This is a genomic window from Serratia sp. NPDC078593 (assembly GCF_050268245.1).
In the GTDB taxonomy this organism is placed as follows: domain Bacteria; phylum Pseudomonadota; class Gammaproteobacteria; order Enterobacterales; family Enterobacteriaceae; genus JBNNGK01.
The window spans coordinates 285,228-304,025 of the sequence record NZ_JBNNGK010000004.1 but is presented as its reverse complement, the minus strand read 5'-3'; the positions used below and the strand labels follow the sequence as shown (position 1 = coordinate 304,025).

Below are 18,798 nucleotides of genomic sequence, written 5' to 3'. Positions count from 1 at the left end.
ATTAATCCTCTCGGGCAAAAAGTGCCTCAATAAAATCGTCGGCCTTAAAAGGCCGTAAATCTTCGATACCCTCACCGACACCGATATAGCGAATCGGAATGCCAAATTGATCGGCAATGGCGAAGATCACCCCCCCCTTGGCGGTACCGTCTAGTTTAGTCAAGGTGATGCCGGTTAAGCCCACGGCTTCATTAAATAATTTCGCCTGACTGACCGCATTTTGACCGGTGCTGGCATCCAAAGTCAGCATAACCTCATGCGGGGCATGCTCGTCCAGTTTTTTCATCACGCGGACTATCTTCTTCAACTCTTCCATCAGATGCGCTTTATTTTGCAAGCGCCCGGCGGTATCTGCGATCAATACATCCACACCACGCGCTTTCGCGGCCTGCACCGCATCGAAAATCACCGAAGCGGAATCGGCGCCGGTATGCTGTGCCACCACCGGAATACGGTTGCGCTCACCCCACACTTGCAACTGCTCAACCGCCGCCGCACGGAACGTATCCCCCGCAGCCAGCATGACAGATTTGCCTTCAGCCTGGAACTGACGCGCCAGTTTGCCGATGGTGGTGGTTTTGCCAACGCCGTTAACACCTACCATCAGAATGACATACGGGGTTTTACCACTGACATCCAGCGGTTGGTCGACTTTTGCCAGAATTTCAGACATTTCCTCCTTCAGTTTGCCATACAGCGCTTCTGCATCCTTCAGCTGTTTGCGGCTGGCATGCTGAGTCAAGGATTCGATGATTTTTCGGGTGGTTTCGACGCCAACGTCGGCGATCAATAACTGTTCTTCCAACTCTTCGAACAGATCGTCATCAATTTTCTTGCCACGGAACAGGCCAATAAAACCGGAACCAAGATTTTGCTTGGTTTTAACTAGGCTGCGCTTTAAGCGTGCGAAGAAGCCTTCTTTGCTTGGCCGCTCTTGTTCCTGGCTAACCGCGGGAGCCTGTCGCTCGTCATCGGCGCTCGCCAATGGCGGCGTGACAATCGGCGCGATAGAGGCGCTTTCGGGTAGCGGTTGCGCTTCTGGCTCTGCTGCCGCAAGCGGTGCTTCCTCGCTTGGTGGCGTTACCTCAGCAGGCTCCGCAACGTCTTCTACGGGTTCCTGAACTAACGCCTTTGCCGGCGGCTCAGGTTCTGGTTTTGGTTCCACAACAGGGCGTGTTTCCACCGTAGGTTCAGCGTCAACGACGGTTTCCACCTGCGGCTCGGCTACCCCCGGCTCACACGCGGAAGCGTTATCTTCAACTAACGGCTCGATCGGTGCTGGGTGTTCAAAAATTTCCGGCACGTTTTCAGCCACCTGTTCGAGGCCGCCGTCCCACTCTCCCGGCGTATCAACCGAAGCGGCCGGCTCAGATTCCTGCGCAGGGAGCTTATCATCCAGCGAGGGGGCCGCCGGTTCGGCCGGCGTATCGGCCTGCTGTTCAGTTTGCTCGACCGACGGCTCAGGTTGCTGCTGCTCTTCTTCCTTCTGACCAAAACCTAGCCAGGAGAAAAACCCACGTTTCTTATCTTTTGCCATGTTGCGACTTTGCTCCGTACCGATGGCTGAAAAACGAAAATAATTTAACCCCTGAGTCTACCACTTTCCCTCGCACAGCAACACGCATCCGGCTTGGGAAATCAAGTAACAACGTTTTCGCTTTTCCACTAGCGCCTCTGCCCGTTACAATGGCGGCAATTTTCCGCAAACTGCGCAACACTGTTAAGACTCTTTATGGCCAAATTATCGCCGCGTGCGCCGGTTAAAAAACCGCAAAACGCCTCCGCCGGACAAATTCGCATTATCGGCGGCCAATGGCGCGGGCGAAAGCTGCCAGTGCCGAACAGCCCTGGGCTGCGTCCGACAACCGATCGCGTTCGTGAAACCTTGTTTAATTGGCTGGCTCCGGTGATTCAAGGCGCACGCTGTTTGGACTGCTTCGCTGGCAGCGGGGCGTTAGGGCTCGAAGCATTGTCACGCTATGCCGGCAGCGTAACGCTGTTGGAATTCGAACGCCCGGTAGCGCAACAATTGGAAAAAAACCTGACACTGCTGAAAGGCAACGGTCAGGTGGTGAACACCAACGCACTAACCTGGTTGGCAGGCAAAGCGGATCCTTACCAAGTGGTATTCCTTGATCCGCCCTTCCGCAAAGGGTTGCTGGCGCAAACCATCGAACGGCTAGAGCAACAAGGCTGGTTGGCCGATGAGGCGTGGGTATACGTTGAGGCAGAGGCCGAAAGCGCCGCCACCGATGTGCCCACCAATTGGGCGCTGCACCGCGAAAAAGTCGCCGGCCAAGTGGCTTATCGTCTCTATATTCGTACTGGTAAAGAGAAAACTGAAAATGCTGATTAATTTGGGTCGCCTGTTGATGCTGTGCGTATGGGGCTTCCTGCTCACTAACCTGTTTCACCCTTTCCCGAAACCACTGAAGTATTTCATCGACGTGGCGCTATTCTTTATGGTGGTGATGCACGGGCTGCAACTGGTGTTGCTGAAATCGACGCAGCCCAAAGATCGGCCGATCGGCAAATGGCAGGAAACTAAGATCTTTATCTTTGGCGTATTTGAACTGCTCGACTGGCAGAAAAAACAACCGCCGCTTAACAAGAAATAACCCCGATAGGGTACGCGCATTGCGCCTTAAGGGGGCGTATCAGTAAATGAAATAAAACGTGTACCCTGCATCTCTAGCGTACCCTGCGCGCCCGGTTCTATCTGTTGATATTGTGGCTGTTTTAAACGCACCACGATCTCATCACCGCCGCGCTGCGGACGAAATACAATCTCATAACGCATGGCTTCATTGACGATATGCTCGCGCTGGCGTGAACGGTTATTGCTGGCGGGGAAGGCGCGTTTTTCGCTGACGATCACCGGTGTGCTGCGCACCGATGCACGATCGTTTTCCGCTTCCTGTTTGCGCTGACTAAAGTAGCGTTGCGTCGCCAGTACCACGATCAAAGCAACCACAGCGATGAACCACAACGGGGGTTTACTCATCTCTTTTCTCATTCCCTTCGCAGCAAAAACCGCGTAAACATAACATTCAGAAGACAACATTGTCGAACGCCGACGGGCTACATCACCGACGTACGACTACACTTAAAACGTGACACTGGTGACAACGTTGGACGCTGGCTGCAGCGCCCGTGATAAAAAGGAAGCTATATGAGTTGGCCGTTTCTTGCCGTATTCTTTTCCGGTTGGCTGTTCGTGGATGCCGCTTATCGAGGTCCGCGTTGGCAACGCTGGGTTTTCAAACCGGTCACACTGCTACTGTTACTGTTGCTGGCCTGGCAAGCACCGGTGCTGGGCGCAGCCGGTTATCTGATCGTCCTGGGATTGTGCGCGACATTGATCGGTGATGCCTTACTGTTACTACCGCGCCAACGCGTTTTGTATGCCATCGGGGCGTTTTTCCTCTCACATTTGTTGTACACCCTGAGCTTCGCCAGCCAGATGACGTTCAGCCTGTTTTGGCCTTTGCCCTTGGTACTGCTGGTCATCGGCGTACTCTTACTGGCAACCGTCTGGACGCGGTTGGAAGCACTACGCTGGGCCGTGGTTTCCTACGTCGCGATGACGCTGCTGATGGTATGGCTGGCCGGTGAACAATATTTCCTGCGTAGCACAGATTACGGCTTCTCATTGCTGGCGGGAACGGCATTACTGCTGCTCGCCAATGCCGTGTGGTTAGTCAACCGCTATCGCTTTACCTTCCGCGCCGCCGACGCCATTGTGGCTTTCTGCTATTTTGTCGGCCACTTCTTGGTCGTACGCTCGCTGTATCTTTAATTCTGCGGCGGGTTCGCACAGCCGAACCCGTCGGCTTAGCCTAAAAACTTCAGCGTCAGGCTCGCTGCCGCGCCAGTTTGATGGCGATATACCGCCCCCTCGCGAGAGAAAAACGCCAGCGTAGTGCCATCCGCCTGCAGCAGTGCGATACCGTCCGGTGCCGGCCGCCAGCCCACGACAGGCGCACTGAATACCTCATGTAAACACTGCTGTTGGTCTTGTAATTGATATCCGTTGGTATCAGGTTGTTCGCTGTCGAGCAATGCCACTTGGCATTGCTGTTCACCCTTGGCAAGCTGCCATTGCCCCGCCAAAGACTGTGCGGAAGGAAGAACCAAACTGCTGGCCATAGCCACTCCTGTCATTAAGATACCGCCCGCCACCGCGGTGGGGCGGAGAAGGTGTTTTATCATGTCACAACTCACTACACTAAGATGGAGGGCGCAGCACGCTACGCCCTTGGATACATCATCAACAATCAGACAATAAAATCGGTGGTAACATCCGCCTGGCCGACAATTTTCACCAAGAAGTCCGGCGTCTGCTGACCACTCAGGTTCAACGCTAAGTCGCTGACATTATTGGCCGCATCGTACGTTAACAATGCTTCACCTGCCGCGCCACTGAAGTGATCGACGAATTGAATGAAATCACCGCCTTGCTCACCCTGATTAAAGAATGACAGATCAATCTTGTCGATGCCCTTTTGGAAATCACGGATCCAGTCAGGCGTACCCGGTTTGGAATCGCTGGCCGCCGCGAAGACAAAAATATCGCGACCCGCGCCTCCCCAGAGATTATCCGCTCCGCCGCCGCCGAACAGCACGTCGTTACCCGCTCCTCCTTGCAGTATGTTATTGGCATCGTTGCCGACCAATACGTCATTGCCAGAACCACCAATCGCATTTTCAATCGTCACGCCTGCGGCGATCGAAACGTTCCCTTTCAACCCACCCACATCGGAGAACGATTTTTCGTTCAGGTTAATACGCTGATTGGCAGTATAGCCGGAGAAATCAAAGGTATCGTTACCGCCCCCATCCCAAGCGGCAAAAATGACCTTTTCAGCGTTGCTGCTGGTGCTGAGAAAATCACGGCCCGTATTAGAATTGAAGCCATATACCGTGTCACCGCTACGCGTCGACGTATTAGCACCGTACAGGTGTTGAATTGCAGAAATATCATCCAACAGTGGCCCTGCCGAATAATGGCCCGCGTTATCCCCACCGGTATTGGTTTCACTCCAGTAGCTCATCAGGCTGAACATACGGGTGTCTTCCGCATAACTGGCATCTCGGTAAGTCGGATTGCCTTGACCCGCGTTGTAATCACCTGGGTGACTTAACCCCAGCGCATGGCCAATTTCGTGCGTAAATGTTTGCCGGCCGTAGTCTTCGGAAGCGGGATGCTGAATGTTGGATTGATTAATGTTGTACCAAGATTGCCCAGACACATTACCCGACCCCGGCAACCAAGCATAAGCTTGAGTGTAATAATCCGTACGGCCGTACTGATCTTGGCTGTAGTTACCAAAGGTCAGATCGGCGTTTTGGTTGCCAGAAACTTCGGTGAAGGTAATGTTGGCAACGTCAGCCCACGACTGTAGCGAAAGCTTCGCCTGCTGCTGCTGTTCCGCACTGAACTTGCTCAGTCCACGATCGCCAGCGGCGTTAGAAGAATAGAAGTTGTAGTCCGGGAAAGAAAAGGTCAATTCCACCGGCGTATCGAAAACGCCTTTACCATTCCAAGTTTGGTTCGAGCGAGTGATATAAAGGCCGGCTTCTTCGGTGGTAAATGAATCTTTGCCATTAACCTGAATACCATTACCACGCTGATGATAACTCAGTAAATCTTCAACTGCATCGTAGCCAGTAGTAGCCGCTGCAAGGTTAGATTCAGTAATTTCTATTGCCTTTTTAGTCGATTGCATTGGTTCGATTCCACTCATTATTTGATCGTTAACGATCAAATAGATAGACATAACCTCCCTTTCAGTCACAGTATTTTGGCTATGGCAGATGAGGAAGGCGCTTCTGTGCCAGTAATGGCAGTGATAAAGACGAAATTAATGCATAATAATCAGTAAATAAGATCACCATCCCAAATGGTAATCGTTTTCAAGTATAGGCAGTACAATAAAACACCACATAAAATAAATAACTTTTTATATCGTTATCGAAGGTTTTTTATGCTGGTCATTTTCACTATTTACAAATATAACCCACACCATTGCCAATAAGTTGGCAACAAAACCCAATAACCATGCCGACTGACGAATCAAGATAATCATGCTGGCACTTTTCTGTAAAATGATGAGTTTTGCTAAAGCGTAATAAGTTAATAACGCTTTATTATTAACTGACTAAAGTAAATTTTCTGCCAATGTGAGCATGATCACGAAGTGGGTATTGTGTATTCCGCACTTTCGGCGCGGCTTTCGGTTCATGAGGGCGCGCGCGGTCGAACGCGCTATCTCGCGTAAACCTCATAACGATGTCGTGATTAAGCATCCCTTGTTGAGGGTACGTTTCTCGTCCTCTTGCTTGACTCTGGAGTTAACTCCAAGGTGTAAAGTCTGCAAAGTAACCATGATTAACTGCCGAAGGGGGCGTTATGCAGACTCATCAACCGCACCAAGAACATAACCACGCCGAGAATAAAGGCTGCTGTGGCCACAGCCACGCCAAGAGCCAGCACGGCTGTAGTGGGCAATCCGCAGCGGCAGACGCACCGGAGACCACACCGAGTCATCAATCCTGCCAAAGCACCCGCTGTTGTAGTGGCGAAACCGAACCCGATGAGGAAAGCGATAGTGTAGTCACCGCTCCCCCTTCCGGTGGCCAGCGTTTTAGTTGGAAAGTGCACGGCATGGATTGCCCTAGCTGCGCACGTAAAATAGAAAATGCCGTCATCGCCATTCCTGGCGTAGATAACGCCCGCGTACTGTTCGCCACCGAGAAACTGGTGGTAGATGCGCAAAGCGATATTAGCCAACGCGTACAGGACGCCGTTTCTCAGGCCGGTTTTACCCTGCTCGGTATCGGCAGTCAGGCCAAGCCACAACAGACGCGCACTTCCCGTTTTAGTGAATACGGCCCATTGTTGCTCATGACCACGCTGATGATAATCAGTTGGGCATTGAACACGGTGAATCAACCGCTGGGTCACATCGCGTTTATCGCCACCACGCTGGTCGGGCTGGTGCCGATTGCCAGCAAAGCCGTTCGGTTGATTCGTTCAGGGACGCCATTCGCCATCGAAACCCTAATGAGCGTCGCGGCGATCGGCGCACTGTTTATCGACGCCACCGCTGAAGCGGCGATGGTACTGCTGCTGTTTATGGTCGGCGAACTGCTTGAGTCTTACGCCGCTAGCCGCGCGCGGCGTGGCATTACGGCCCTGATGGAACTGGTACCGGAAGATGCGTTACGGATCAGCGGCAAACAGCGCCAGCGTGTTCCGGTCGCCAGCCTGCGTCCTGGGGATATCATAGAAATCGCCCCCGGTGCGCGTCTACCCACCGATGCCGAACTGATCGATGCCTTCGCCAGTTTCGATGAAAGTGCATTAACCGGTGAATCAGTGCCGGTCGAGCGGCGACAAGGGGAAAAAGTGGCGGCGGGGAGTCTGTCGGTTGATCAGGCAGTTCAGATGAAAGTGATGTCTGAACCGGGTCAGAATGCCATCGATCGTATCTTACAACTGATTGAAGAGGCAGAGGAACGACGTGCCCCGATCGAACGTTTTCTCGATCGTTTTAGCCGCTATTACACGCCCGCCATCATGCTATTGGCGATCGCCGTGATTCTGACGCCCCCGCTGTTGTTCGCACAACCGTGGGAAACGTGGATTTATCGCGGCTTAACGCTGCTGCTGATCGGTTGTCCCTGCGCACTGGTGATTTCCACCCCAGCGGCGATCACCTCCGGTCTGGCAGCCGCCACCCGGCGCGGCGCGCTGATTAAGGGCGGCGCAGCATTGGAACTGTTGGGGCAAGTGAAAACCATCGCCTTCGACAAAACAGGTACGCTGACCGAAGGAAAACCCAGAGTCACCGACGTGCTGCCGATTGGCGATCTCAGCAAACAGCAGTTACTTACCTTAGCGGCAGCGGTTGAAACCGGTTCGCATCATCCGCTTGCACAAGCGATTGTTACCCGCGCCGAGGAAAACGGAAACCGCCTGCCACCCGCGACCGGCCGCCGCGCATTAGCCGGGATCGGTGTTGAAGGCGTGATCGACGGAAAAACGGTGTTGATTAGCGCCCCGGCTAAATTGATCGGCGGCCCCCTGACTGCCCCGTGGCAACAGCAGGTAGATCAACTGGAAAACGCCGGTAAAACCGCCGTGGTGGTGCTGATCGACGGCATTCCGCAGGGCTTATTGGCACTGCGCGACACCCTGCGCAGCGACGCCAAACAGGCTATCGCCGCACTACAGCAATTGGGTATCAACGGCGTGATGTTAACCGGTGATAATCCGCGCGCCGCGGCGGCTATCGCCGCTGAACTGGGGCTGGATTATCGTGCCGGGTTACTGCCGGAAGACAAAGTCAGTGCGATAACGGCGTTGAGCCAATCGCACACGACGGCGATGATCGGTGACGGCATCAACGACGCCCCAGCGATGAAAGCCTCCAGCATCGGTATTGCCATGGGCAGCGGCACCGACGTCGCACTGGAAACCGCAGACGCGGCACTCACCCATAACCGGCTACGGGGCATCGCAGAGATGATCCGTATTTCACGCGCAACCCACGCCAATATCCGCCAGAACATTACCATTGCGCTGGGGTTAAAAGGGATTTTCCTGATCACCACGCTGCTGGGGCTGACCGGGCTATGGTTAGCGGTGCTGGCAGATTCCGGCGCTACCGCTCTGGTCACGCTCAACGCCTTGCGGTTGTTAAAGAATCGGTTCTAGCACAATCTACCGCCATACCGGCACCATCAGGAAAAGTGCCGGTATGGCGCATTTAATGTGACATTGAAAGTAAGGTTTTATTATATTCTCGCGCACTTGCATTACGGGTTCGTTCGCTTGCCCGCACTTATATGCCAAGAGATTGAAAATGAAACTTTTTAATTATAAAACGCTATCAATCGTCCCTACGCTGCTCTACTCCTCTTTGGCTTTATCACAACAATCAGACGCCGACAGCACCGCACAATTAATCGATCGGGCTGAACGCCCATTGTTTACTCAAGGCGTGCAACCGGTTGTCAGCCACAGCACGCCCTCAATCCAGCCAAAAACCGAACACCGCGTTTTGCCGATTTGGGGTGATGAAGCACGCGCATTGGGCTACACGCTACCCGAGCCGTTTGGCATCAATGTCGGCTATATGAATATGCGGCAAAATATTAATGTCGACAGCATTGGCTTTAGCGGATTAGCCGTCGGCAGCCATGCTATTCCTTCCGATCTGTTCAAGATCGACGTGGGTAAAACCCGCGAGAAAAGCGAAACCGAAACCCTGCGTCTGGATGGCTGGTTATTCCCCTTTCTTAATGTCTACGGTGTGGTCGGCTATACCAAGGGTAGCTCGCTATCACAGGTTTCCGTCGATGCCGATCCGTCTCAATACAAAGGCATGACGCATATTTTGGATCGCATCATCGCCTCTGCCGTGCACGGCATGAACCAAAGTGGCCAACTTAAAGATCTGGATTTCCAACTGGACTTCAAAGGCACCACTTATGGCGCTGGCTTCACGCTCGCCGGTGGCTACGACAACTGGTTTGCCTTAGTTGATACCAATTACACCCGCACCAGTTTCGATATTCTCGACGGCCAGATCGCGGCCTTAACCGTCTCCCCGCGCGTGGGCTACCGTTTTCAGGTGCCGGGCATCACCGGTCGCACCAACCTGAATGTGTGGGTAGGCAGTATGTATCAAGACGTACAGCAAGAGTTCAGGGGCAGCTTGTCTGACCTACGCATGCCAGCCGCACTGCAACCGCTGATCGCCATCGCCAATCAAAAAGGTGAAGGCCGCTTCGACGTGAAACAACATCTGCAATCGCCGTGGAACGTGCTCTTGGGCACGCAATACGAACTGACCAAGAACTTCAATATTCTGACCGAATTTGGCTTCAGTGAACGCAATAGCTTTTTCGTTTCCGGTGAATACCGCTTCTAATGACACGAACACTCGGTTGGCTGACGGTGGCCATGTTGATAGTGCCGTCAGCGCATGCGGGGCTGCTTACCCGCCAGCAGGTAGATGAAATGCTCAGCTCTCTGGGCGCAGACAACCAATTCGACAGCAGTAAAACCATCGACTGGGGCGTATTGCCTGGCCCCTTTTATACCCCAGAGCTTGGCTTAGGCATCGGTACGGCGGTGGTGGGTATGTATCGCCCGGATGACAGCGATACCGTCAGCCAAAACTCCACCTTGGCATTGAAAGGTTTTTTCAGTTCAACCGGCGCGTTTGGCGTCAGCGTGGAAAACTACAGTTTTTTTGCCAATGACCAATGGCGCTTTTTTGCTACCGGCTCGCTCAATAACATGCCGACCTATTATTGGGGCAGCGGTTATCAGGCTGGCTGGCACGATGGTAATAAAGAAAAATACACGCAGCAGTCACTGCATCTCGCCCCGGTATTGATGTATCGCGTCGCCCCCGCGTCCTATCTCGGCTTCGGTTGGGATATTACCTCAACGCATGCAGACGATCCGGACGGCCACGACCACAGCCTGTTTAACGCCGAATCCGCGGGCCCGTCATCAATCAGCTCAGGTGCCAGCGTGAACTTTAGCTACGATACGCGGGATTTTGTCTCTAACGCCCGCCACGGGCGCTATCTTAATCTGGGCTACACGCATTTTGCACCGGCATTGGGCAGCGACAGCCGTTTTGATACCCTAGAAGCCCAATTTGACACCTACCACAGCCTCAGTGCCAAAAGCGTACTGGCACTGGATCTGTATAGCCGCTTGGCGCACGGTAACGTGCCGTGGGATCGCCTGTCAGAATTGGGCAACGACAACCGTATGCGTGGCTATTATGAAGGCCGCTATCGCGACCATAACGTACTCAGCGGCCAGCTTGAATACCGTCATCAGCTCAACTGGCGGCATGGTTATGTGTTATGGGCGGGTGCGGGGACCCTCAGCCATACGGCCAGCGAGCTGGGTCAGGGGCACTGGTTGCCCACCGCCGGTATCGGTTATCGTTTTGAGTTTAAACCGCGTGTCAATGTTCGCCTCGACTTGGGCTTTGGCCAAAAGAGCACCGGGTTTTATTTTCAGGTAGGGGAAGCTTTTTGATGCGTTTTATCGCGCTGCTATTTACCTTTTTCACAGCGGCGGTGCAGGCCGTCCAAACGCCCGAAACGCTCCTCACCGCGCAACCCACGCGTGAAACGCGCATCAACTGGCCGGTGGTCAGTGGGCTGTCGCCACCGGATGGGCTGCGTCCCTGTTGCGCATTTGGTTTTAATCTTAAGGTACAAGCGCTGGGCATACCGATACCGTTCTATCAATTAGGCAACGTCGTCGACGCGGATAAACTGGGCATCCATCAATATAACGACAGCGCATTGGGTGCCATTAACAATTTGCTAGGCCTGAGCAGAGAGCAGGTCGGGTTGCTGTACACCCGGCGCGGTGGATTTATCGATGTCGCCCATGTTCGCGATACCGCTGACAACACACTGTTTTTATTCAGCCAAATCTTACCGAGGCTCGGCCAAGACTGGTACCTGGACTTAAGCGCAGAACTGGCGCAGCGGCGCATCCAACTCAACGCCTTCACGCCACCGCATGATGCCGCACAACGCTACACGCTGGCCGCCTATTTGGCCGGAGAGTTGGCCTTCCAAATGGCAGCCTGGCATGAAATTGCGCAGTGGTACGGTTATCAATCCGTACCGGGGTTCTCTGAAGAAGTGTCGGCATTCTCACCGGAAGATCTCTATTCCAATCTGTTGGGCGCGCGACTGGCGATTGATGCCATCTTGCAAGGCCAGGCGGTGTCGATCGGCGCTTACAATACGGCGATGGAAAGCCTGCTGCCCGACGCGCTGGCGCAGCTCGGTGCCGTGTCAATCGACGAAACACAACAGCAATTTGCCGGTATCGACGGTGACTGGTGGAACAGCCATCGTCGGGTGCCAGAGAAGTTTCTGGTGCTAAAGCGTGATTACGAGACCGGCGACAATCGCCTGCCTATGCAGCCGCCTTTTGAACGTACCGCGCCGCAGCGATTAATGCTGCCGCAGCAGGTCAATGGCCTGAGGTTACAGACCTTAGGCGAACTGCAACTGTGGCCGGGGAAATCCATGCGCCACCTGCCCATGCCGGTGCATTACTACACGCTAAGGGATTTCCACGCGTTGGCCCAGCACGCGCAAACCGAAGACGCCCGGCAACGGCAGAAAAAACCGCACTGATCGGGCACTCGCGTCGTGGTTATGGGTTCTCGACACCTTTGCGTAACAAATAACGGTATGGCGCACGCTCGGTTTCCTGCGCCACCAGCGTATGCTCCATAAAACGACAAAAACCGGGAATGTCACGGGTGGTGGCTGGATCGTCAGCAATAATCAACAGCGTTGCGCCGTTATCCATATGGCGTACGGTTTTGCGCACCATCATCACCGGTTCAGGGCAACGTAGGCCCAACGCATCCAACGTTTGGTCAGCCTGGGAAAAAATGTCAGTCATGCAATTTATCTCGATCAATAACGATCGGCGAACGCTCGCCAGATCTGATAACCGCGTAGTTTACGCCGGTAGTTTTTCTGCGCAAGGCACGTTAACGTTTGCGTGTCTTTTAACCATTTATTTCGTTGCATTGGTTGCGCAAACGCGTATCATGCGGCCGCGCAGAAATTTTTCGTCATATACTCTTCTTTAGCGATCGTCGCTATGAAAAGTATGGGTTCCCTCACCCCATTTTTCAAAAAGGTCAGTTATGTACGCTTTTACTTCTCAGCAGCGCCTGACCGCGCTGGTATGGCTTTCGCTATTTCATATTCTTATTATTACCTCCAGTAACTATCTGGTGCAGTTGCCGATTACCATTTTTGGCTTCCACACCACCTGGGGCGCATTCACTTTCCCGTTTATCTTCCTGGCGACCGATCTCACCGTGCGTATTTTTGGCGCACCGCTTGCCCGACGAATTATTCTCTCGGTGATGGTGCCCGCGCTGTTTATCTCTTACGTGATATCGACCGTAACCTATCAAGGTGAATGGCAAGGGTTTGCCGCACTGAGCCAGTTTAATTTGTTTGTAGCACGTATCGCCGTGGCCAGCTTTATGGCCTATGTCCTCGGCCAAATTCTGGATGTTCACGTCTTTAACCGTTTGCGCCAACGCAGTGCCTGGTGGGTCGCGCCCGCCGCCGCCATGTTCCTCGGCAATATCAGCGATACGTTGTCATTCTTCTTTATCGCATTCTACAAAAGCAGCGACCCCTTCATGGCCGCCAACTGGGTAGAAATAGCGCTCGTGGATTATACCTTCAAGGTGCTGATCTGCCTGATATTCTTCCTACCGATGTATGGCGTGTTGCTGAACATGTTACTCAAGCGTCTGGCTAATCGTCATCAGAACGCTTCGCTGCAACTGAGTTAATCTGCCCAGTCCGTTATCATGGTGGTCTGCGCAATACGGAGGCCACCATGACGGTAACCATTCGCCATGCCACACTGGCAGAAATTCAGCGGCTCTATCAGCACATCCCCGAATTCGCTGGCCGGTATTCACTGAGCGATATGCAACGACGCCTCGGCGAAGCGCCGGCCTGCTCACTTATCGCCGAATTTAACGGCCAACCCATCGGTTTTAAACTCGGTTATCAAACGCAACCAGATAGCTTCTATAGCTGGCTAGGCGGCGTGCTGCCGGATTTTCGTCGCCACGGCGTAGCACTAGCATTACTAGTGGAACAAGAGCGTTGGGTACAGCAACGGGGCTATCGACGGCTAAGCGTAAAAACCCGTAATCAATTTCGTAGTATGCTGATGCTACTGATCGGTAACGGTTATCAGATTGTTGGACTAGAAAAGAGCGGCGAAGTCGCTGATTATCGACTATTACTTGAAAAAAACGTGTGACAATATCTGCCTTGCATTTCAACGCATAATACGTTGCGATCGGGCAGAACACATCTACCTGAAGGAATAAGGAAGCCCAATGCGTAAAGTAGCAAAATTGATGGGTATCAGCCTGTTAGTCCTCGGCCTGGCCGCTTGTGACGGCGATGCTCAAGATACTCATGCCCCAACCGACGACGCGGCCACTCACACCGCCGCTGGACAACAGGTCAATTTACTGGACGGTAAACTGGCATTTACTCTGCCGAGCGGCATGGTCGATCAGAGCGGTAAATTGGGCAATCAAGCCAATAACATGCATGTTTATGCCGATACCACCGGCCAGCGGGCGGTGATCGTGATTCTGGGTGATAAAACGGCGGACAGCCCGGAAACGCTGACGGCGCGCCTGGAAGAAAAACAACGCTCACGCGATGCCAACCTGCAAGTGGTAACCAACAAAGCTATCGAGGTGGACGGTATCCCGCTGCGTCAGCTAGACAGCATTATCACCAGCGGTGGCCAAAAAGCCTATTCTTCGGTGCTGATCGGGACGCTAGATAATCATCTGCTCACCCTTCAAGTGACACTGCCTGCCGATAACCAACAACAAGCACAAAGTGAATCAGAAAGTATCATTAACACTCTGAAGCTAAAGCCATAATTATCAAGTGGCGGCCGCGGTAACGCCCTGCGGCATGACACTTCGATCAACATAGGGGCCGAACCGTTCGGCCCCAACGACAACCACGGCGCCAAGAGTCGGTTTATTGCAGCGCCTGTGCCAGCAATGTGATCGGATGCTCACAACGCTTGCTGGTCGACATCTCAATTTGCCATTTACAGGTTTCACAGTCGGTTACCACGACATCCACTCCACTTTGCTCAATCTGGCGAAACAACGACTCGCCAATCCCTTGCGACGTTTCATAGTTCTCTGACTTAAATCCATAAGTACCGGCAATACCGCAGCATTGCGACTCCAACACCACCAGCTCGACACCGGGAATCTGTCGTAATAATTCCAGGGTGTAGGCCGTCCACCCCATTTTCTCCATGTGGCACGGCGTATGGTAAGCCACGCGCAACGGCGTGTGTTTCAACGGTAGCTTACGCCCCTCGCTCAGCAAGCGGTAAAGATAACGCGTCGCCAGTTCAACCCGCTCGCGTACCGCTGAGGTGTCGATCTCCAGCAGATGTGGATACTCATCGCGTAAGGTAAACGTGCAGCTTGAAGAGGTGGCGACCACCGGAATGCCCTGCTCCAGTACGGTATGGTGTAATGATGCTGCATTCACCTTCGCCTGCTTTTTCGCCTGTTCGATAAAACCATTGGCAATCAGCGGTACGCCACAGCATTTTTCGCGTTTCAGCAGTTGTACGCCGATATTCATCGCGTTGAAAACCTTGATTAAATCCTTTCCTAACTGCGGATGGTTGTAATTAACAAAACACCCGTGGAAAAACGCCACCTGTTGCGTAAAGCGTGCCTGCTGCTGTGCCTGTTGGCGATACCAGCGGCGGAATGTACCGAACGAATATTTAGGTAATGCCCGACGATGGTCGATTTTTAACGCTTTATCTAACAATTTACGTACCGGCTTTAAACCGGTGGTGACGTTGACGATCGGGGCAAAGGGCGACGACAGCGATCCCATGATGTCGGTATGGCTGAGAATAGCATCACGCAGCGTCGGCTTACTTTGGCTGAAGCTGGCACGGGCGCGCTGGATAATATCGCCGATTTTTACCTCGGACGGGCACGCAACTTCACACCGTTTACAGTTAGTACAGTATTTCAACGCCTCGTCATACAACGCCGGATCTTTCAACCGCAACCGCTCACCGTCAGGCCCCGCCTGCTTCGGCCCCGGGTACAATGGGTTTACCTTCGCCACCGGGCAATACGTGGTACAGACGGTGCATTTGATGCAATTCTCAAAACTGTTGTCTTTTAACAGGCTCATGCAGATTCTCCCTGCTCGGCGATGTGCTGCGCGACATACAGCGCACTTAACAATGACACGCCTGCGCCACAGCCTTGCTGCAACGGATCATAACCCCCCGCCACCGCGCCAATCGCATAAAGGTTTTCCAACGCCTCCCCCTGACGCATCGCACGCAACTGCGCCGTGGTACGCACGCCAAATTGCAAATAAGGCTGCGGCGCAAACAGATCGCGGTGGCTCCAATCGGCACGGTCGGCCTGGCTAAAGACGTCCAGACCAAATACCGGTTCGCGTATGCAGTCGAACTCAGCCACCAACCCGTTACTGAAGAAACTGCCGCTGGCTAACACCACCTGCGGCGCTCGCAGCGGAATATCGGTATGGTTACGCGTAAACAGGGCGGTAACGCGCCGCTCGGTAATCTCGGCGCGCAGCACACGGTCACCCGGCATCAATACGCCGCCAAGCTGCTGTAAGCGTTGGCGCAGAGCCTGATGCAAACGCATGCCCAGCACCGAGGGCGGCAAAGTCGGCAGTAGACAAACCGGTTTGCCCAGTGCCTGCTGCAACATAGCCAACGGCCGATCGTCTTCCAACCCTAAACAGGCCGGCAGGAAAATAGCCTGCGCGTCCCCAGCCAGCCGCTGTAGCTCATCAGCCAATGCCGCCGCCTGTGCCGGTAAATCCAACACTCGGGCGATATTCACCGCACGGAATTCGCTAGGATTATTACGCAACCGATCCAAGGCTGGCAGGTGTAAATACCCCACCGTCGCGCTAACGCCCTGCTGTTCCAGCGAACTGGCTGCCATCTGCGGCTGAAAGTCGAGAAAACCTTCGATACCGATTACCGCAATCTTATGCCACGGTAACGCGCCGCCAAGCGGCGTGGTAGGAATCGCCTGCGGGCTAAGCCAGGTGGCACGGCGTGTGCCCAGCGGGGTGATACGCAGATGATTGTTGCGGCGGTCGCCTTGTAACGGCAGACCGCAACGTTGCAACAGTTGTTCAGCTTCCCCCGCCAACATGGCAACCTGCGTTGCCCCCATCAAACTGTACGGATGCTGCGGTGCCTGTTGTGCCAGCGTCGTCAAGGCGTCTAACGGCGCGGCAACCGGCGAACCGTCCGGTAAATGCGACAGCAAATCTAACGATCCCGACGAAAAATACAGCGCACTTTGGCCTGAACTGACCACGGCGCAACGCTTGCCCAATTCGGCCAACCGAACGGCGCAGCTTAAACCGGCTAATCCTGCGCCGATGATCACTACATCAAATTGCATCGTCTGCCTCCTGTGCGCGATCGCCACGATCGTCTAAACCGCATAGCCCTTGATAAACCCAACTGGTAAATTCGCTTTCGCGCAGTGCATCTCCCCAGGCTATGGGGCGCACGCCTTTCCAGCGTTCATTAAGAAAATGGGAAAGCTGGCTGATGGATTGCTGCGGCGTGGTGACGTTAAAGCGGCTCAGCAACCCGGCCGCGCGGCAGGCGCACAGCTCGCCCTGACAGGTGCCCATCCCAACCCGAGTGCGACGCCGCAGGTCGACCAAATTATTCACCGTCAATGAATTGACCGCGTAACGCACTTCACCGGCCGTGACCGCTTCACACTCGCAGACCAGACTGTTATCCAACCGATCGCCAGCAGGCACCTGGCTCGCGCGGTCGCCATGCCGGTAAATCGCCGAGCCACGAATGCTGGCGGGCAATGACACCACGCTGCGCGCGGTTTCCTCGGCCGACTGACGTGAGCCGGGCAGCGCTTCCTGCGCGGTGGTACAAGGGCTGTCGATACCTAACTTTTCGCATACGTTGTCCGTCGCCCATTGCGCCATCAGCCGGTAGGTCATCAGTTTGCCACCGGTTATGGTAATAAACCCTTCCAGTCCGTCACGCGCGGCGTGATCGAGCAATACAATGCCGCGGCTCACGTTACGGCCTGATGGATCGTCATCGCTGGCGACCAACGGCCGCACCCCGGCATAGGCTCGCAAGATACGGGTTTGTGCCAGTGACGGTGCCAACAGTGACCCCTCGCGGATCAGAATATCCACTTCCTGCGGCGTCACCCGCATGTCGTCAATCTGGTCATAATCGATGTGCGTTGAGGTGGTGCCAATCAGCGAAATGGTATCGCCCGGCACTAAAATGTCGGCATCCGCGGGCTTGCGGCAGCGATTGATCACCATGTTGTTGATGCGATGCCCCAAGATCAACAATGCCCCCTTCGCCGGGAACATACGGATACGTAAGTCGGCATATTCCGCGATTTGCTGGCCCCAAATACCGGCCGCATTGACCACCACCTCAGCGTGAATCTCGTACTGCTGGCCGCTCTGATGGTCGTAAACGCGCACGCCCCTGACGCGATCGCCATTCCTCAGCAAACCGATGACCTGGTGGTAGGTCAGAATCTGCGCACCATGTTCGCGCGCATCCAACATATTGGCCGCCGTCAGGCGGAAGGGATCGACGGTGCCATCCGGGACTCTCACCGCGCCAATCAACGCCGGGTTAGCGGCGGGTTCTAGCCGTAAAGCCTGCTGCGGATCGATAGCCTCGGCGTCAATCCCCGCCCGCTGGCATGCGGCAATAAACTGTTGCTGATAGTCGAACGAATCCTGTGGCAACGTGATGAACAGGCCGTCACTGCGCTCAATACAGTGGTGAGCGATGCGCTTGAGAATGCGGTTCTCCTCAATACATTCCCGTGCCGATTCGCTATCCGTCACCGCATAACGCGCGCCGCTGTGCAGTAAACCGTGGTTGCGCCCCGTCGCACCGGTAGCAATATCGTGTCGCTCCAGCAAAATGCAACGTAGACCACGACGCGCGCAGTCACGGGCAATGCCCGCGCCGGTCGCCCCACCGCCAATAATGATCACATCCGTTTCGTTAGCCGGTGAATTGTTGCTCATCACACCCCCAAAATCGCTGATTATGGAGGAATTGAGCCACAGTTAGTGCGGTTTTTGTTTGATAAGGAACAATAACGA

Annotated in this window: 18 protein-coding genes; 10 read left to right on the top strand and 8 right to left on the bottom strand. The window is 54.2% G+C overall.

Features of this window, described 5'->3' with window-relative positions:
• Position 1 precedes the first annotated feature (1 nt).
• Positions 2-1,537, bottom strand: a complete 1,536-nt coding sequence (gene ftsY, locus ACQKDS_RS07080; RefSeq protein WP_399667831.1) for a signal recognition particle-docking protein FtsY — start codon at positions 1,535-1,537, stop codon at positions 2-4.
• 195 nt (positions 1,538-1,732) lie between these two features.
• On the opposite strand from ftsY, the gene rsmD reads away from it, so the two are divergent.
• Both rsmD and ACQKDS_RS07070 read left to right on the top strand, forming a co-directional pair.
• Complete coding sequence (gene rsmD, locus ACQKDS_RS07075) at positions 1,733-2,356, top strand: 16S rRNA (guanine(966)-N(2))-methyltransferase (protein ID WP_399667829.1); 624 nt, start codon at positions 1,733-1,735, stop codon at positions 2,354-2,356.
• Positions 2,346-2,618, top strand: coding sequence for a DUF1145 family protein (locus ACQKDS_RS07070; protein WP_399667827.1), 273 nt, complete (start codon positions 2,346-2,348; stop codon positions 2,616-2,618). Before rsmD ends, ACQKDS_RS07070 begins: the two co-directional genes overlap by 11 nt.
• Positions 2,619-2,644: 26 nt before the next feature.
• Here ACQKDS_RS07070 and ACQKDS_RS07065 read toward each other — a convergent pair whose 3' ends face one another.
• Positions 2,645-3,004 carry a DUF2500 domain-containing protein gene (locus ACQKDS_RS07065; protein WP_399667824.1) on the bottom strand — a complete coding sequence of 120 codons (360 nt, stop codon included), beginning with the start codon at positions 3,002-3,004 and terminating at the stop codon, positions 2,645-2,647.
• A 168-nt stretch (positions 3,005-3,172) separates the two neighbouring features.
• On the opposite strand from ACQKDS_RS07065, the gene ACQKDS_RS07060 reads away from it, so the two are divergent.
• Complete coding sequence (locus tag ACQKDS_RS07060) at positions 3,173-3,799, top strand: lysoplasmalogenase (protein ID WP_399667822.1); 627 nt, start codon at positions 3,173-3,175, stop codon at positions 3,797-3,799.
• Positions 3,800-3,834: 35 nt separating this feature from the next.
• Here the strand turns inward: ACQKDS_RS07060 and ACQKDS_RS07055 are convergent, their stop codons facing one another.
• Both ACQKDS_RS07055 and ACQKDS_RS07050 read right to left on the bottom strand, forming a co-directional pair.
• On the bottom strand, positions 3,835-4,212 hold the full coding sequence (locus ACQKDS_RS07055) for a protease inhibitor Inh/omp19 family protein (RefSeq protein ID WP_399667820.1): 378 nt from the start codon (positions 4,210-4,212) through the stop codon (positions 3,835-3,837).
• Between the two features lie 65 nt (positions 4,213-4,277).
• Positions 4,278-5,729, bottom strand: a complete 1,452-nt coding sequence (locus tag ACQKDS_RS07050) for a serralysin family metalloprotease (protein ID WP_399667976.1) — start codon at positions 5,727-5,729, stop codon at positions 4,278-4,280.
• A 683-nt stretch (positions 5,730-6,412) separates the two neighbouring features.
• Here ACQKDS_RS07050 and ACQKDS_RS07045 point away from each other — a divergent pair.
• The 4 genes from ACQKDS_RS07045 (at position 6,413) to ACQKDS_RS07030 (ending at position 12,198) form a co-directional block, all read left to right on the top strand.
• A complete protein-coding gene (locus ACQKDS_RS07045; protein WP_399667817.1) occupies positions 6,413-8,722 on the top strand; it encodes a zinc/cadmium/mercury/lead-transporting ATPase in 2,310 nt (769 codons plus the stop codon).
• A 148-nt stretch (positions 8,723-8,870) separates the two neighbouring features.
• Positions 8,871-9,941 (top strand): hypothetical protein, encoded by a 1,071-nt coding sequence (locus ACQKDS_RS07040; protein WP_399667815.1) that lies wholly within the window; start codon positions 8,871-8,873, stop codon positions 9,939-9,941.
• Positions 9,941-11,074, top strand: a complete 1,134-nt coding sequence (locus ACQKDS_RS07035) for a BamA/TamA family outer membrane protein (protein ID WP_399667811.1) — start codon at positions 9,941-9,943, stop codon at positions 11,072-11,074. Before ACQKDS_RS07040 ends, ACQKDS_RS07035 begins: the two co-directional genes overlap by 1 nt.
• Positions 11,074-12,198, top strand: a complete 1,125-nt coding sequence (locus tag ACQKDS_RS07030; RefSeq protein WP_399667809.1) for a DUF4056 domain-containing protein — start codon at positions 11,074-11,076, stop codon at positions 12,196-12,198. Before ACQKDS_RS07035 ends, ACQKDS_RS07030 begins: the two co-directional genes overlap by 1 nt.
• Before the next feature lie 19 nt (positions 12,199-12,217).
• On the opposite strand, the gene tusA is transcribed toward ACQKDS_RS07030, so the two are convergent.
• Positions 12,218-12,472: a sulfurtransferase TusA gene (tusA, locus tag ACQKDS_RS07025; protein ID WP_399667806.1), complete on the bottom strand. Its 255-nt coding sequence runs from the start codon at positions 12,470-12,472 to the stop codon at positions 12,218-12,220.
• Positions 12,473-12,722: 250 nt separating this feature from the next.
• On the opposite strand from tusA, the gene ACQKDS_RS07020 reads away from it, so the two are divergent.
• The 3 genes from ACQKDS_RS07020 to ACQKDS_RS07010 all read left to right on the top strand — a co-directional run bounded on the left by ACQKDS_RS07020 (position 12,723) and on the right by ACQKDS_RS07010 (position 14,513).
• Positions 12,723-13,388 (top strand): 7-cyano-7-deazaguanine/7-aminomethyl-7-deazaguanine transporter, encoded by a 666-nt coding sequence (locus ACQKDS_RS07020; protein WP_399667803.1) that lies wholly within the window; start codon positions 12,723-12,725, stop codon positions 13,386-13,388.
• A gap of 47 nt (positions 13,389-13,435) precedes the next feature.
• Positions 13,436-13,870, top strand: coding sequence for a GNAT family N-acetyltransferase (locus tag ACQKDS_RS07015; protein ID WP_399667800.1), 435 nt, complete (start codon positions 13,436-13,438; stop codon positions 13,868-13,870).
• Between the two features lie 79 nt (positions 13,871-13,949).
• A complete protein-coding gene (locus ACQKDS_RS07010; protein WP_399667797.1) occupies positions 13,950-14,513 on the top strand; it encodes a DcrB family lipoprotein in 564 nt (187 codons plus the stop codon).
• A 103-nt stretch (positions 14,514-14,616) separates the two neighbouring features.
• Here the strand turns inward: ACQKDS_RS07010 and glpC are convergent, their stop codons facing one another.
• Genes glpC through glpA form a run of 3 tightly spaced genes read right to left on the bottom strand, consistent with a single transcriptional unit; the run spans position 14,617 to position 18,720 of the window.
• Entirely contained in the window at positions 14,617-15,816 is a 1,200-nt protein-coding gene (gene glpC, locus ACQKDS_RS07005; protein ID WP_399667795.1) for an anaerobic glycerol-3-phosphate dehydrogenase subunit GlpC, read from the bottom strand.
• Positions 15,813-17,081, bottom strand: a complete 1,269-nt coding sequence (gene glpB, locus ACQKDS_RS07000) for a glycerol-3-phosphate dehydrogenase subunit GlpB (protein WP_399667793.1) — start codon at positions 17,079-17,081, stop codon at positions 15,813-15,815. Before glpB ends, glpC begins: the two co-directional genes overlap by 4 nt.
• A complete protein-coding gene (gene glpA / locus ACQKDS_RS06995) occupies positions 17,071-18,720 on the bottom strand; it encodes an anaerobic glycerol-3-phosphate dehydrogenase subunit A (RefSeq protein WP_399667790.1) in 1,650 nt (549 codons plus the stop codon). Before glpA ends, glpB begins: the two co-directional genes overlap by 11 nt.
• Between the last annotated feature and the right edge of the window lie 78 nt (positions 18,721-18,798).

Bases quoted from the DNA above. Each gene is read 5' to 3' on its own strand.
- ftsY (WP_399667831.1), bottom strand. From the start codon at position 1,537: ATGGCAAAAGATAAGAAACGTGGGTTTTTCTCCTGGCTAGGTTTTGGT.
- rsmD (WP_399667829.1), top strand. From the start codon at position 1,733: ATGGCCAAATTATCGCCGCGTGCGCCGGTTAAAAAACCGCAAAACGCC.
- ACQKDS_RS07070 (WP_399667827.1), top strand. From the start codon at position 2,346: ATGCTGATTAATTTGGGTCGCCTGTTGATGCTGTGCGTATGGGGCTTC.
- ACQKDS_RS07065 (WP_399667824.1), bottom strand. From the start codon at position 3,004: ATGAGTAAACCCCCGTTGTGGTTCATCGCTGTGGTTGCTTTGATCGTG.
- ACQKDS_RS07060 (WP_399667822.1), top strand. From the start codon at position 3,173: ATGAGTTGGCCGTTTCTTGCCGTATTCTTTTCCGGTTGGCTGTTCGTG.
- ACQKDS_RS07055 (WP_399667820.1), bottom strand. From the start codon at position 4,212: ATGATAAAACACCTTCTCCGCCCCACCGCGGTGGCGGGCGGTATCTTA.
- ACQKDS_RS07050 (WP_399667976.1), bottom strand. From the start codon at position 5,729: ATGCAATCGACTAAAAAGGCAATAGAAATTACTGAATCTAACCTTGCA.
- ACQKDS_RS07045 (WP_399667817.1), top strand. From the start codon at position 6,413: ATGCAGACTCATCAACCGCACCAAGAACATAACCACGCCGAGAATAAA.
- ACQKDS_RS07040 (WP_399667815.1), top strand. From the start codon at position 8,871: ATGAAACTTTTTAATTATAAAACGCTATCAATCGTCCCTACGCTGCTC.
- ACQKDS_RS07035 (WP_399667811.1), top strand. From the start codon at position 9,941: ATGACACGAACACTCGGTTGGCTGACGGTGGCCATGTTGATAGTGCCG.
- ACQKDS_RS07030 (WP_399667809.1), top strand. From the start codon at position 11,074: ATGCGTTTTATCGCGCTGCTATTTACCTTTTTCACAGCGGCGGTGCAG.
- tusA (WP_399667806.1), bottom strand. From the start codon at position 12,472: ATGACTGACATTTTTTCCCAGGCTGACCAAACGTTGGATGCGTTGGGC.
- ACQKDS_RS07020 (WP_399667803.1), top strand. From the start codon at position 12,723: ATGTACGCTTTTACTTCTCAGCAGCGCCTGACCGCGCTGGTATGGCTT.
- ACQKDS_RS07015 (WP_399667800.1), top strand. From the start codon at position 13,436: ATGACGGTAACCATTCGCCATGCCACACTGGCAGAAATTCAGCGGCTC.
- ACQKDS_RS07010 (WP_399667797.1), top strand. From the start codon at position 13,950: ATGCGTAAAGTAGCAAAATTGATGGGTATCAGCCTGTTAGTCCTCGGC.
- glpC (WP_399667795.1), bottom strand. From the start codon at position 15,816: ATGAGCCTGTTAAAAGACAACAGTTTTGAGAATTGCATCAAATGCACC.
- glpB (WP_399667793.1), bottom strand. From the start codon at position 17,081: ATGCAATTTGATGTAGTGATCATCGGCGCAGGATTAGCCGGTTTAAGC.
- glpA (WP_399667790.1), bottom strand. From the start codon at position 18,720: ATGAGCAACAATTCACCGGCTAACGAAACGGATGTGATCATTATTGGC.